The 12,830-nt window shown below is 54.6% G+C and carries 11 protein-coding genes; 4 read left to right on the forward strand and 7 right to left on the reverse strand.

Features of this window, described 5'->3' with window-relative positions; all coding sequences use genetic code 11:
• The coding region (gene metH / locus BIS10_RS04965; protein WP_253503081.1) for a methionine synthase at window positions 1–3,336 on the reverse strand (3,336 nt) is incomplete at its 3' end.
• Between the two features lie 271 nt (window positions 3,337–3,607).
• On the opposite strand from metH, the gene nfuA reads away from it, so the two are divergent.
• Window positions 3,608–4,213: a Fe-S biogenesis protein NfuA gene (gene nfuA, locus BIS10_RS04970; RefSeq protein ID WP_054645091.1), complete on the forward strand. Its 606-nt coding sequence runs from the start codon at window positions 3,608–3,610 to the stop codon at window positions 4,211–4,213.
• Window positions 4,214–4,378: 165 nt separating this feature from the next.
• Complete coding sequence (locus tag BIS10_RS04975) at window positions 4,379–6,070, forward strand: BCCT family transporter (RefSeq protein ID WP_301281967.1); 1,692 nt, start codon at window positions 4,379–4,381, stop codon at window positions 6,068–6,070.
• 56 nt (window positions 6,071–6,126) lie between these two features.
• On the opposite strand, the gene BIS10_RS04980 is transcribed toward BIS10_RS04975, so the two are convergent.
• The gene (locus BIS10_RS04980; protein WP_083025862.1) at window positions 6,127–7,170 is read right to left on the reverse strand and encodes a DNA-binding protein; all 1,044 of its coding nucleotides are present in this window, start codon (window positions 7,168–7,170) and stop codon (window positions 6,127–6,129) included.
• A gap of 193 nt (window positions 7,171–7,363) precedes the next feature.
• Here BIS10_RS04980 and BIS10_RS04985 point away from each other — a divergent pair, with 193 nt between their 5' ends.
• The gene (locus BIS10_RS04985) at window positions 7,364–8,566 is read left to right on the forward strand and encodes a site-specific integrase (RefSeq protein WP_253503084.1); all 1,203 of its coding nucleotides are present in this window, start codon (window positions 7,364–7,366) and stop codon (window positions 8,564–8,566) included.
• 38 nt (window positions 8,567–8,604) lie between these two features.
• A complete protein-coding gene (locus BIS10_RS04990; protein WP_083025864.1) occupies window positions 8,605–9,021 on the forward strand; it encodes a SufE family protein in 417 nt (138 codons plus the stop codon).
• Window positions 9,022–9,024: 3 nt separating this feature from the next.
• Here BIS10_RS04990 and yidD read toward each other — a convergent pair whose 3' ends face one another.
• The 5 genes from yidD to BIS10_RS05015 are packed head-to-tail and all read right to left on the reverse strand — an operon-like array spanning window position 9,025 to window position 12,826.
• Window positions 9,025–9,300 (reverse strand): membrane protein insertion efficiency factor YidD, encoded by a 276-nt coding sequence (gene yidD, locus BIS10_RS04995; RefSeq protein ID WP_044629169.1) that lies wholly within the window; start codon window positions 9,298–9,300, stop codon window positions 9,025–9,027.
• Between the two features lie 53 nt (window positions 9,301–9,353).
• On the reverse strand, window positions 9,354–9,827 hold the full coding sequence (hisI, locus tag BIS10_RS05000) for a phosphoribosyl-AMP cyclohydrolase (protein WP_083025868.1): 474 nt from the start codon (window positions 9,825–9,827) through the stop codon (window positions 9,354–9,356).
• The gene (locus BIS10_RS05005; protein WP_044629111.1) at window positions 9,827–10,276 is read right to left on the reverse strand and encodes a transcriptional repressor; all 450 of its coding nucleotides are present in this window, start codon (window positions 10,274–10,276) and stop codon (window positions 9,827–9,829) included. The genes hisI and BIS10_RS05005 overlap by 1 nt, the downstream gene beginning before the upstream one ends.
• Window positions 10,277–10,307: 31 nt before the next feature.
• Complete coding sequence (locus tag BIS10_RS05010) at window positions 10,308–11,306, reverse strand: alpha-L-glutamate ligase-like protein (RefSeq protein WP_058577943.1); 999 nt, start codon at window positions 11,304–11,306, stop codon at window positions 10,308–10,310.
• Entirely contained in the window at window positions 11,303–12,826 is a 1,524-nt protein-coding gene (locus BIS10_RS05015) for an inactive transglutaminase family protein (protein WP_083025869.1), read from the reverse strand. Before BIS10_RS05015 ends, BIS10_RS05010 begins: the two co-directional genes overlap by 4 nt.
• Window positions 12,827–12,830: the final 4 nt, after the last annotated feature.

Genomic DNA, 12,830 nt, shown 5'->3' on the forward strand with positions numbered 1-12,830 from the left:
CCGTACTCTCTCGTGCATACGTTCGGCAAAGGCTTCTGCCAAACGGTCGGTGAGCGCCTGCACCATGATGGCGTTATAGTCATCGCCCGCTGCCTCATAGGCCTTGGAGAGCTCGTCAACACCGTGGCCAGTAGTCACGGCGAAACCGCCAATCCAGTCCGGCTTGCCGCTCTCTTTAGGAGCGATGAAGTCGGCCAGACTGTAGCAGATGCCGTCGCGGCCTTTGGTGGTCTGCTGACGAATATGGTGTAAGCGCTCGACTACTTCGGTGCGGCTCTCATCGGCGTAAACTTCTATCACGTCGTCGTCCACGCTGTTTGCGGGCCATAAGCCAATCACGCCCCGCGCCTGTACGCGCTTTTCATCGATCAGCTTGCGCAGCATCACTTTGGCATCGTCAAACAGGTTTTGGGCGGCTTCACCCACCACGTCGTCATTGAGAATCTTGGGGTACTTCCCGGCGAGCTGCCAGCTCATGAAGAAAGGCGTCCAGTCGATACGCTCGACCAGCTCTTCCAGGTCGTAATCGTCAAAGGTCATCAGACCCAGCGTGTTCGGCTTGGCAGGGGTATGATTTGCCCAGTCGGTGCGGAAGCGGCGTTTACGCGCCTGGGTGTAATCCAGGTCAGCCGCTTTCGGGCGACGCTTGGCGTTACGCTCGCGTACTTTTTCGTACTCTTCGCGAATCTCGGCCACGTAAGCAGATTTCAAATTGGGGGCCAGCAACTTACCGGCCACGCCTACCGCACGGGAAGCATCCGTCACGTAAATAACGGGGTGCTCGTACTGCGGTTCGATTTTTACTGCCGTGTGCGCTTTTGAGGTGGTGGCACCGCCAATCAGCAGCGGTAGGTTCATACCACGGCGCTGCATCTCTTTGGCCACATGGACCATTTCATCCAGCGAGGGCGTAATCAGGCCAGAGAGGCCGATGATATCGGCATTGTGGTCGATGGCGGCCTGTAAAATTTTCTCGGTGGGAACCATCACACCCAGGTCAATCACTTCGTAGTTATTACACTGCAGCACGACGCCCACGATATTTTTTCCGATGTCGTGTACGTCACCCTTAACCGTGGCCATGACGATTTTGCCTTTGGCTTGGGTGTCTTCGCTTTTTTCCGCTTCGATATAGGGGATCAGATAAGCGACCGCTTGCTTCATGACGCGAGCCGACTTGACCACTTGAGGCAGGAACATTTTGCCTGCACCAAATAGGTCGCCCACCACGTTCATGCCGTCCATGAGCGGGCCTTCGATCACCTCAATCGGGCGAGCGGCCTGGGCACGAGCCTCTTCAGTATCTTCCTCGATAAAGGCAGTCACCCCTTTCACCAGCGCGTGTTCAATACGCTTGTTGACGGGCCAGCTGCGCCACTCCAAATCTTCTTTTTTGGCAGGGCCGCTGCCATCCCCTTTGTACTTGTCGGCGAGGTCCAACAGGCGTTCAGTACCATCAGCGCGACGATTCAGCACCACGTCTTCCACTGCATCGCGCAGCTCGGCAGGTAGGTCATCGTAAACCGCTAGCTGACCGGCGTTCACAATACCCATGCTGAGCCCGGCACGAATGGCGTGGTAGAGGAATACCGAATGGATCGCTTCGCGTACCGGATTGTTACCCCGGAACGAGAACGAAACGTTGGAGACACCGCCCGAGATCATCGCGTGGGGCAGGTGCTCACGAATCCACTGAGTGGCTTCGATAAAATCGACGGCGTAGTTATTGTGCTCTTCAATGCCCGTGGCGATGGCGAAGATATTTGGGTCGAAAATGATGTCTTCCGGCGGAAAACCAATCTCGTCCACGAGCAGCCGATAAGCGCGTTCGCAGATTTCGGTTTTGCGGGCAAACGTATCGGCTTGGCCCTCTTCGTCAAACGCCATGACGACAATCGCCGCCCCGAAGCGGCGGCATTTGGTTGCCTGCTCGCGGAAGGCGGCTTCGCCTTCTTTCAGAGAGATCGAGTTAACAACCGCTTTGCCTTGAACGCATTTCAGGCCTGCTTCAATGATGTCCCATTTCGAGGAGTCGATCATGATGGGCACGCGGGCAATGTCCGGCTCGCCCGCAATCAAGTTCAGGAAGCGCACCATGGCTTCCTTCGACTCCAACATGCCCTCGTCCATGTTGATGTCGATAATCTGGGCACCGCTTTCCACCTGCTCTAAAGCAACTTCCAGCGCCGTGGTGAAATCTTCTTCAACGATCAAGCGCTTAAAACGTGCCGACCCGGTCACGTTGGTACGTTCACCAACGTTAACAAACAGGGAGTCGGCTTCAATATTAAACGGCTCAAGACCCGACAGGCGGCACGCTTTGCTGCGCTCCGGTATTATGCGGGGCGCCATAGGGCGCACGGCATCGGCAATGGCACGGATATGTTCAGGCGTTGACCCGCAGCAGCCACCAATAATGTTGACTAAACCGCTCTGGGCAAACTCGCTGACGATGGCGGCCATCTCTTCAGGCGTTTGGTCGTACTCACCAAACTCATTGGGCAAGCCCGCATTGGGATGAGCAGACACAAACGTGTCGGCTTTGGTGGAGAGCTCTTCTAAATAGGGGCGGAGTTCTTCAGCACCCAACGCACAGTTCAAGCCCACGGAGAGCGGGTTGGCATGACGCACGGAGTTCCAGAAGGCTTCCGTGGTTTGCCCGGAAAGCGTGCGCCCGGAAGCATCGGTAATCGTGCCGGAGATCATCACCGGCAGGCGGCGGCCAAGATCCTCAAACAGCTCTTCAAGCGCATAGATAGCGGCTTTAGCGTTAAGCGTATCAAAGATCGTTTCGATCATGATCAGGTCAGCGCCGCCTTCGATCAGGGCACTGGCCGCTTCGTAGTAGTTTTCGCGAAGCGCATCAAACGTCACGTTACGTTTTGCGGGGTCGTTAACGTCTGGAGAGAGTGATGCCGTGCGTGACGTTGGGCCTAGCACCCCGGCCACGTAACGTGGGATATCGGTCTCGGCGGCAACCGCATCGCACACTTCGCGTGCCAAGCGTGCCGATTCACGGTTAAGCTCGGGCACCAAGTCTTCCATGCCGTAGTCGGCCTGGGATAAACGGGTGCTGTTAAACGTGTTGGTTTCCAGGATGTCCGCGCCAGCTTCCAGGTAATCGCGGTGAATACGAGCGACGACATCCGGGCAGGTCAGCGCTAGTAGGTCATTATTACCTTTTAAATCCGACGGCCAATCGCGGAAGCGTTCACCGCGGAAATCATCCTCGCTGAGCTGGGCATTCTGCAGCATGGTGCCCATGCCGCCATCCAGAATCAGGATGCGTTGGGCAAGGCGTTGGGTGAGGGAAGCAGTCAAATCACTAGCAGCCATGGCAGGGGGAAATCTCCAGCGTCTCAGTCAGAAAGGATATTTTTATCGTCGTCGTCATTAGTTGAGCGGCGGCTATCATACCAAAGGGCGCCCCATAGGGCAGCAAGCGTGGGCGTGAAGTTATTGCAGCATCCTTATTAGCCGCACTCATAGGCGAGAGCAATAGCCGACTAAAACACTCGGGATTGTGTCGGCACGCGGTTTTGCTTACCATAGGCATAAATGACATGTGAAGTGGCACTGCCACTACCACGGGAGGATAACATCCCTTATGACCACGACTATCGAAGCGCCCGGCATTAACATTACCGACAGCGCACAAGACTACTTAGCGGAACTGCTGGAAAAGCAGAACGTTGAAGGCATCGCTGTACGCATCTTCATCACTCAGCCCGGCACGCCCTATGCAGAAACCTGCTTAGCCTATTGCCGTCCTGGGGAAGAAGAGCCTACCGACGTGAAGCTGGAACTTGAGAAGATTGGTGTATTTCTCGATAAAAACAGCCTAGCGTTTTTAGAAGAAGCGGTTGTCGACTTTAACGCTGACCGTATGGGCGGACAGCTGACGATTAAAGCACCCAACGCTAAAATGCCCAAGGTGAATGCCGACAGCCCGCTGGAAGACCGTATCAACTATACGCTCTACAGTGAAATCAATCCTGGACTAGCGGCTCACGGTGGCGAGATTAAGCTTGTCGAGCTGACAGAAGACCGCGTGGCGATTCTAGCGTTTGGCGGCGGTTGCCAAGGGTGTGCAGCGGTGGATCTCACGCTTAAAGATGGCGTAGAGAAAACGCTGATGGATCGCATCCCTGAATTGGCAGGCATTCGCGACGTGACTGACCATACTGATACAACGAACGCTTATTACCGCTAGAGCATCCTTCAGATACTTTGCTAGCGTCGCAAAAGCCCAGCAGGCCACTGCTGGGCTTTTTTTGTGTGCGCTTTGATATGCGAAAACAATAGGCGATAGAAGCCGCTGCTGGCAGTCAACGTTTATTCCATGTAACACTATTGTAAAGCTATTCTCTAAGCCGTTATGGCGAGAGAATTCCCAACAAAGTGCCATGGAGAGACGGCCATTAAACGCTCATCTGTGTTTTCTAATATCCATAAACCTATCTTTTTCGGGTCTTTGGGCCTGCTACTTGCGGTGACGCTTCCGCTCATACTGTTTCCAGAGATGGGCCGCGTCTGGGTGATGGCAGCGCAAAGCTTCGTGACCACTAACTTTGGCGTGCTCTATCTCGCCATGGGCGTCGCTTCGCTGGGCTTTATGTTCTACATCGTGTTTAGCGATATAGGGCAAATCAAGCTGGGCGATGTAGACGCCGAGCCGGAGTTTTCGCTGCTCTCCTGGGGCGCAATGCTGTTCGCAGCAGGCATCGGCGGGGCGGTTGTGTTCTGGGGTATGGTCGAGTGGATGTACTACCTGCAGAACCCTCCCTTTCATGTCGAGCCTTTCTCTGAGGAGGCAACCGCATGGGCAGCGACTTACGGTATGTTCCACTGGGGCCCTATTGCTTGGTCGATCTACCTTGTTCCCGCACTGCCCATGGCTTACTTCCTTCATGTGCGTAAACATAAAGTGCTGCGCATCAGTGAAGCCATTCGCCCCGTGCTAGGTGAGAAACTGGCTAGAAGCTGGCTGGGCAACATCATTGATATTCTATTTATTTTTGGCATGCTGGGCGGCGGCGCAACGTCACTAGGTATTCTGGTACCGTTGATCAATGAAGGGCTGGGTGGTCTGTTCTCCTTCACCCCTAATGCCACCAGCCAAATTGCGGTACTGGTAGGTACCACGGCGATCTTTGCGGTAAGTGCATGGCGCGGTTTGAAGGGCGGCATCGAGATGCTGTCCGACATCAACATGTGGCTTGGTTTAGCCGTGCTGCTGTTTGTCTTGGTGATGGGGCCTACCGTATTTATTTTAGATACTGGCCTAAACTCCATCGGCTTAATGCTCAGCAACCTGGTTCAAATGGCGACGTGGACAGAGCCTTTCGGTGACCTGAATGGCTTCGAAGACACCGGTTTCCATCAATCCTGGACGATTTTTTATTGGGCTTGGTGGTTGGTATTTGCGCCAACCGTGGGCCTGTTTATTGCGCGCATTTCGAAAGGGCGCCGCATCAAAACCATGGTGGCCGGATCGATTTTCTTTGGCTCACTGGGCTGCGCGCTGTTTTTCATCATCCTGGGCAACTATGGCCTTTACCTACAGCTTTCAGGCACGCTGGACGTTATCCAGGTGATGAACGATCAGTCAGCTAATGCGGCCTTTTATGCGGTGCTGAGCCAACTGCCGCTCTCTTGGCTGGTGACGTTAGCAGTGGTGATTCTGCTGTCTATTTTCACTGCCACTACCTTTGATTCGATTGCCTACATTCTCTCTTCTGCCGCAGAGAAGAAGCTCGATAAAGAGCCAGCGCGGTGGCATCGCCTATTCTGGGCCTTTACGCTATCGCTCTTGCCCATGTCGCTACTCTTCTTAGGTGGGCTGCAGACGCTGCAAACTGCCAGTATCGTCAGCGGCGTACCACTGCTGTTGATTTCCGTGTTGCTGATGGTTTCTATGGTTAGGGCGGCGCACTACGATTTGCGCTTCCAGCCCGATTACGATGAGCCAGAAATCAATATCGAAGAGTTTCCGGAAAACGATCCATGGACCGAAAAGGGCACTTGGGAGTTACCCGATGAGCAGAGCGGTGAGCCCAGCAAGTCTTAATCGACTGGACAGCTACTCCTAATCTTTTAATGCCCTAACCACCATTGGCCATCCCGTTATCGGGATGGCTTTTTTGTCTCTGGTGTTTCGTCACTACTACTGGCGAGCGTGTTGGGCAGGTCTGCCAGCTGCGCTTGCAATGATGCCATACGCTGCCATAGCTGCTCTTGCCAGTGGTCGCTGTCTCGCGCTTGTTGTTGGTGTGTTTCTAACGTCTGGGTGGCTTTATCCAGACTCGTCTGTAGCTCGTTTCGCTGGGTTTGCAGTTCCGCGTTGTGACGCTCCAGTTCGGCCAGACGCTGCTGTTGGGTGTTGTTGTCCTGCTGATACTGATGAATCGCTTCGTTCTTGTTTTGAAGCTCGTTGCTGAGCGCTTCCGCTCGCTGTTCCCACTGCTGTAAACGCTTTTGCAGCAACTTCTCTTCTTGGGCGCGCTCCTGTCGTAGCGTATCCAGCAGTGCCATCAGCTTGCCTTCTGATGCCTCATTACGCTGCTCCTCCTGGGCTAAGCGCTGCTCCCAGGCTTTCTGCTGCGCTTCCTGTTGTTCGACAAAGCGGTCTTGGTTGGCTTTAAGGGTTTGCTTGGCTTGCTCAAGCTGCTCGCGGTATTGGCTGGCCTCGTGAGCTGCTTTTTCTGCCTGCTGCTGCCAGTGGCGCTCGTTGGTTTGGCTTTCTCCCAAGTCGCGGTGAAGCGCTTCTAAGCGCTGTTCGGTATGGCGTAAATGCTCTGCCAGGGCACTTTCGCGCTGCTCTGCATTGGCGGCCTGCTGAAGCGCTTCGGCAGCTTCTTGCTGCGCGCTCTCCACCTGACGATTGGCATCCTCCCGATAGTGTACCAGTGCCTGGTTGGCAACCTCTTGCGCTTCGCGCCATAGCTCGCTGGCCACAGTGACCACGACTTCAGGCACGCCTTTGGGGGGCGGTACGTCACGATTGTGTTCACGCTCGGTGCGCCATAGGCGGAAATGCTCACTAATGGTCGTAAAGCTGCCAGTGCCGAGCACTTCACGGATGCGCTGCACGCTGGGTGTGTCCCCGCGGGCCAGCAGTGTATCAATCGCTTGCTGAACGTCACTGTACTGAATTCCGCTGCGTGCCATGGTCGTTATCCTTTGCCAGTCAAAGAGCGCTATTGTCGTGGCTGTGTCTGAAAAAAACAATAATTACGTAATACATAAAACGTAATATTATTTATTTTATAGCATAAAATTCAAGATTACGCCCATTATCTTGAATTTTATGAGGCGTAGCGCCACACTTAACCCATTGAATAACGACGAAGAAGGCGCTGAAATGCCACCCGAAACGCCACATAATGGCTTAAACAGCGGCGATAACCTCACTGCAATGCCAAGCCTGATAGAGGAGGAGCACTGGGCAACAAGCCAATCTGTCCTCGCGTCTACTCAGTACCCGCGAATCGAGGCGGAAAATGACTACCAGGCCGTGCGGCTATGGCTGGCGGAGTACCGTGACAGCCCGCAAACGCTAAAAAGCTACCGCCGAGAAGCGGAGAGACTGCTGCTTTGGCTGGTCAGCCAAGGGAAAGGCTTACGTGATATGAACCGCGAGGCGCTGCGCCAGTTTGAAGCCTTTCTAGAAGACCCTCAGCCGCGGGCGGCGTGGGTGGGGCCTTCAAAGTCAAGAGAGCATCCTGAGTGGCGGCCATTTAGAAACGGACTGTCGCCCGCTAGTCGCCGGCAGAGCTTGATTATTCTTCAGGGCTTATTTAGCTGGCTGGTAGAAGCAGGGTGGGTTAGGCATAACCCGTTTGTGCTGATGCGCGATAAAGCACGACGAATGAATAATCAGTCGCAGGCCATAGAGCGCTATCTGGAGCAACCGCTGTGGGCCTGGTTTTGGCAGTGGTTAAACCAACCTTTGAGTAGTGATGATGCTCGCCTCATGTACGAGGATGCGCGCCGACGCTTCATCTTCAGCTTTGCTTATCTATTGGCGCCACGTATTAGTGAGATGGCCAGCGCCCAAATGGATGATTTTCATGAGGTGGAGGGGCGCTGGTGGTGGCGTGTGATAGGCAAGGGCAGTAAACAGGCTCGTATTCCGGTGCCTGATGACATGCTGGAGAGTTTGAAAACATGGCGGGCAGCGCTAGGGCTAAAGGCACTGCCAAGCTACCATGAGCCAGCGCCAATCATTCGTGCGCTGGATAAACGCCGAGGCATTAGCGATAACCAGCTTTACCGATTGATTAAGGAAACCTTTGCCAAGGCCGCTGATGTGCTAGAAGAGGAGGGCGGTAAGCCTGCGTATGTGAATGCGCTTCGCCGAGCAACGCCTCACTGGCTGAGGCATACGGCGATCACTCATCAGGCCCAATCCGGCGTTAGCCTGCGCTACTTAGCGGAAAGCGCTCGCCATGCCAAGCTAGATACCACCAGCCGTTATTTGCACACCGAAGCCGATGAGTGGCATCAAGAGCAGCAGCGCCACCGCTTGAAAACGCCCCCAAAAACAGGGGCTGAAACGTTATAATAGCCGCGACTGTGATTCATCAACCCAAAGGATACGCCATGGCAACTTCAGGCGCAGAGCTAGCCCAACAGGAGCTGGTCGAAGAGTTTGAGATGTTTGATAACTGGATGGACCGTTATCAATACATTATTGATATGGGAAAGCAGCTGCCTGACTTTCCGGAGGAGCGTCGTACGGAAGAATATAAAATCCAAGGCTGCCAATCCAACGTGTGGATGTGCCATGAACAGGCAGGCGACAAACTGGTGTTTAAGGCTACGTCGGATGCTGCCATCGTATCAGGGCTGATCGCCGTGTTGCTGCGTATATACAGTGAGCGCACAGCCGAAGAGATCAATCAGACCGAGCCGCATTTCTTGAAAGATCTCGGGCTTGATAACCACCTTTCACCCACGCGCAGTAACGGCCTGCACGCCATGTTAGAGCGTATCTATCAGGTGGCTAAGCTAGGATAAACGTTAGTGGCGGCAGGAGGTTGAGCGGCAACGCTCAGCAGGGCGGTCGTCATCTTCACGGCAGAGCGCTTCGCTGCGCCCACCGGGCACCGGGTCCATGCCGCCTGGGCTACCTGGGTGGCATTTCACGATGCGTTTGGCGGCCATCCAGCCGCCTTTGAAAGGGCCGTGCACCTGGATGGCCTCGATGGTATAGGAAGAGCAGCTTGGCCAGAAACGGCAGCGGGGTCCAAGCAGTGGGCTGATGGTGTATTGGTATACGCGAATACAGCCTACCATCACTGCTGCTAGCAGCTTAAGAAAAACCTGTTTAATGGCGAACAGCCAAGTTTTCACGGCGCTTTTTTGCCGTATAGCGTGGCCGGATCAATCAGCGGCTCGCTGGTAATCTTGGCGCTGTCTGCACCGAGCGACACATAAAAGCAGCTGCGACGGCCGGTATGGCACGCGGGACCAGTTTGCTCCACCTGAACCAGCAGCGTATCCCCATCGCAATCTAGCGCTGCGCTTTTAAGGCGCTGTTGCTGGCCAGATGTCTCACCTTTACGCCATAGCTTTTGGCGCGAGCGTGAGAAGTAGCAAACTCGCTGCGTTGTTAACGTCTCTTCCAGGGCTTCTCGGTTCATCCACGCCATCATCAGTACTTCGCCCGTATCATGTTGCTGGGCAATGGCGGGAATCAGGCCGTCTTCATTAAAGCGAACGGCATCTAGTAGCGTTGCAAGCTTGGGCAGGGAGGCTGTTGTGGTCGCTGACTCTAACGCCTTAAAAAGCTGTTGAGGGGCGAGTTCATCAAATTGGGACATTAGGCATTACTCACGGATCGGCATGCTTGACATAAGCCCTGAAGCTCAATCGTTTGGCGCTCAACGTTGAAGCCTTGGCGCTGGGCCAGGGCGGCAAGCTGATCGCTAATTTCATCAAGGTGCAGCTCTTCGACGTAGCCGCACTGGCGACAGATGAGTAGCTGGAAGCCATGGGCGTGCTCTGGGCATGCGCAGGCCACATAGGCATTTTGCGATTCAATGCGATGCACCAGCCCCTGTTCGATCAGAAATTCCAGCGCGCGATAGACAGTAGGCGGGCGGGCAGCGGCATGCTCAGTGGAGAGCTGATCCAGCAGATCATATGCTTTGAGGCCGCCACCGTTTTCTGCGATAAGCTCAAGTACCCGGCGGCGTATCGGGGTAAACCGAACGCCGCGCGTGTGACACTGAGATTCTGCTTGCTGCAATAGCGTATTCGCTTCAGTCATTAGATAGCTCGTTGAACGTCTCGCGTGTAGTCTACGCCGTTGCCGAGGGTGTGTCAGGGTTATCGACCAGCTCGCTTTTACGCGCAAAATGGTGCTGGGCGAACGCTACGCGCTTAGCCACCGGCACGTTATCAGGCTGACGCTCAATCAAGTCCAGCCGGCGACGCAGACCCTCACCATTGGTCATTTGAATCGCTAAACCGGGGCGGGCGTTTAGCTCCAGTAGCATGGGGCCGTGCTTGCGATCCAGCACCATATCGGTACCCAGATAGCCAAGGCCGGTCATCTCGTAGCAGCCCGCCGCCAGGTGAAGGAGAGTTTCCCACTGGGGCACGACAAGGCTTGCCAGGTCATGCCCCGTATCGGGGTGGCTATAGCAAGGGCGGTCAAACTGCACACCCCGTAGCGCTGCTCCAGTGGCGATGTTCAAGCCAACCCCGACAGCCCCTTGGTGAAGGTTAGCTTTACCATCGGATGCCGCCGTGGAGAGGCGCATCATGGCCATCACCGGGTAGCCCTTGAAGACAATCACGCGAATGTCAGGAACACCCTCATAGGTGTACTCAAGCAGGCTTTCATCAAAGTTAATCAGCGTTTCAATGACCGCTACATCGGGCGAGCCGCCTAATGAATAAAGGCCCGAGAGAAGGTTTGAGACGTGTCGCTCAATGTCTTCCATCGTCAGGCTGGCACCACTGGGTTTGTAGAAAAGGCCATTTTCTACCTTTTCAATAACAAGAATACCCTTACCACCACTCCCTTTGGCCGGTTTGACAACAAAGCCCTGATGGCCGTCAAGCATGTCACTCATATGCTTAACGCCAAACTGTGTCGTCACCGTACCGATGAGTTCGGGCGTGGTAATGCCATACTGCTGAGCCAGTAGCTTTGTTTTGAGCTTGTCATCCACTAGAGGATATAACCGGCGCGCATTGTACCGGCCAATATAACGAATATTACGCCGGTTCATGCCCACAATGCCTTTATCCCGAAGGCGGGTCGGCCACGTCCAGTTTTTTAGCCAGCTCATGAAGGCTTCTCATCTTCGGTAATGGGTTTGAAACGACGAAGTTCCAGCAGGCGATAGCCCGTGTAATTACCCAATAGCAGAATAAAGGCCATCAAGATGAGCTGCACACCCAGGAAGTTGAAGGTGATGTGGCGTACCCACGGGTTATTCATTGCAAGGAATGCCAGCACCGCTGTTAGCAGGCTGCCACCGCCCTGTACCAATACCTGTTTGGGACCTTCTTCTTCCCAAAGGATCGACATCCGCTCAATGGTCCACGCCAAGATGATCATCGGGAAGAACGTCACCGTTAACCCGGCGCTCAAGCCCATGCGGTACGCCAGCACGGTAAAGATCGAGATGATGGCAATGACCGTAATAATGACCGCCGAGACCCTCGCGACTAAGAGCAAATTGAGGTACGAGAGATAGTTACGGATAATTAAGCCAACCGCCACGATGAGCAGGAAACCAATCAAACCGGTCAGTAGGGTGGTTTGAATAAACGCCAGAGCAATCAGTACTGGCATAAAGGTCCCTGACGTTTTCACACCCACGAGTACGCGCAGGAATACAACCACTAGCGCACCGATCGGGATCAACAGGATCGTCTGGAATAGCGCCTGCTCTTCCAGCGGCAGGCTGTGAATCGAGAAGTTTAGCAGCGTGTCGTCGGAGTAGTGGTTACGCACCGCCGCCGAAGCAGGCTGGTAGTGGGTTAGCATTGAGAAGGAAACACGGGAATTCGTGCCACCTTGAACCTCAAGCACCGCACGACCGCCGGTTTCCCATAACAGCAAGTTCTCGGGTTGACCCTGTTCGCCGGTCGCTGGGTTAAACAGCGTCCACTCTTCAGCAGTTTGGTCAAACACCTGAATCCAACTGCTGAGGGTTTGACGGCGACGACCATCTTCCAGCAGTAAGCCGCTTACTTCTCTGGCCTGCACGCCTGCTTGATTCAGCAAGCGCACAATCAGAGCTGACGGTTGCATTTGGGTTAGCAGCAGGCGCGCATTTTCTCCCTGACGCTCTCCATTAATATCGAGAATTAACTCGCGGGCAAACGTAGCGTTATTGGCGCTACGATCCCAAGCACGATCAATTAGCTGGCTAGCGGCCGTATCGTAGGGGCTTTCCCAGGGAGTAACAGCAGGGATGCCGGGCGGCGTTTGTATGGGAGCGCGAGAGTCAGGTGATACCAGCATCTGAACGGAGTAATAGAGCTGCTGGCTGCCCGCCGCTTCACGGATGGTCCACTGCGCCTGCCGACCCAGTTCATCTGCCTGGTAAGCCAGCCCATAGCCAGAAGATGCCGTGTTTTCGGTCAATACACGGAATCCTGCCTGGTGGGATGGCAGCGCTAGATCGACCTGTACCGGGCCATTTTGAGCGTTGAAGTTAATAACCGCTTCAATTTCCCATACTTGGCGCTGCTCGCCTGGAAACCAGGGAATCTCAAACTGCAAATGGCGATGCACGCTGGCGACGATGCCAACCAGCAGCAGCAATCCAACGATAAAATAAAATGGCAACCGTGACATGGTG

This window comes from Halomonas sp. 707B3, from assembly GCF_024158645.1.
Classification (GTDB): domain Bacteria; phylum Pseudomonadota; class Gammaproteobacteria; order Pseudomonadales; family Halomonadaceae; genus Vreelandella; species Vreelandella lionensis.

What these genes read in the sequence shown, in the direction of transcription:
- hisI (WP_083025868.1), bottom strand. Translation starts at nt 9,827, where the DNA reads ATGTCCCAATTTGATGAACTCGCCCCTCAACAGCTTTTTAAGGCGTTA.
- BIS10_RS05005 (WP_044629111.1), bottom strand. Translation starts at nt 10,276, where the DNA reads ATGACTGAAGCGAATACGCTATTGCAGCAAGCAGAATCTCAGTGTCAC.
- BIS10_RS04985 (WP_253503084.1), top strand. Translation starts at nt 7,364, where the DNA reads ATGCCACCCGAAACGCCACATAATGGCTTAAACAGCGGCGATAACCTC.
- yidD (WP_044629169.1), bottom strand. Translation starts at nt 9,300, where the DNA reads ATGGTAGGCTGTATTCGCGTATACCAATACACCATCAGCCCACTGCTT.
- BIS10_RS04980 (WP_083025862.1), bottom strand. Translation starts at nt 7,170, where the DNA reads ATGGCACGCAGCGGAATTCAGTACAGTGACGTTCAGCAAGCGATTGAT.
- BIS10_RS04990 (WP_083025864.1), top strand. Translation starts at nt 8,605, where the DNA reads ATGGCAACTTCAGGCGCAGAGCTAGCCCAACAGGAGCTGGTCGAAGAG.
- BIS10_RS05015 (WP_083025869.1), bottom strand. Translation starts at nt 12,826, where the DNA reads ATGTCACGGTTGCCATTTTATTTTATCGTTGGATTGCTGCTGCTGGTT.
- BIS10_RS04975 (WP_301281967.1), top strand. Translation starts at nt 4,379, where the DNA reads ATGGCGAGAGAATTCCCAACAAAGTGCCATGGAGAGACGGCCATTAAA.
- nfuA (WP_054645091.1), top strand. Translation starts at nt 3,608, where the DNA reads ATGACCACGACTATCGAAGCGCCCGGCATTAACATTACCGACAGCGCA.
- BIS10_RS05010 (WP_058577943.1), bottom strand. Translation starts at nt 11,306, where the DNA reads ATGAGCTGGCTAAAAAACTGGACGTGGCCGACCCGCCTTCGGGATAAA.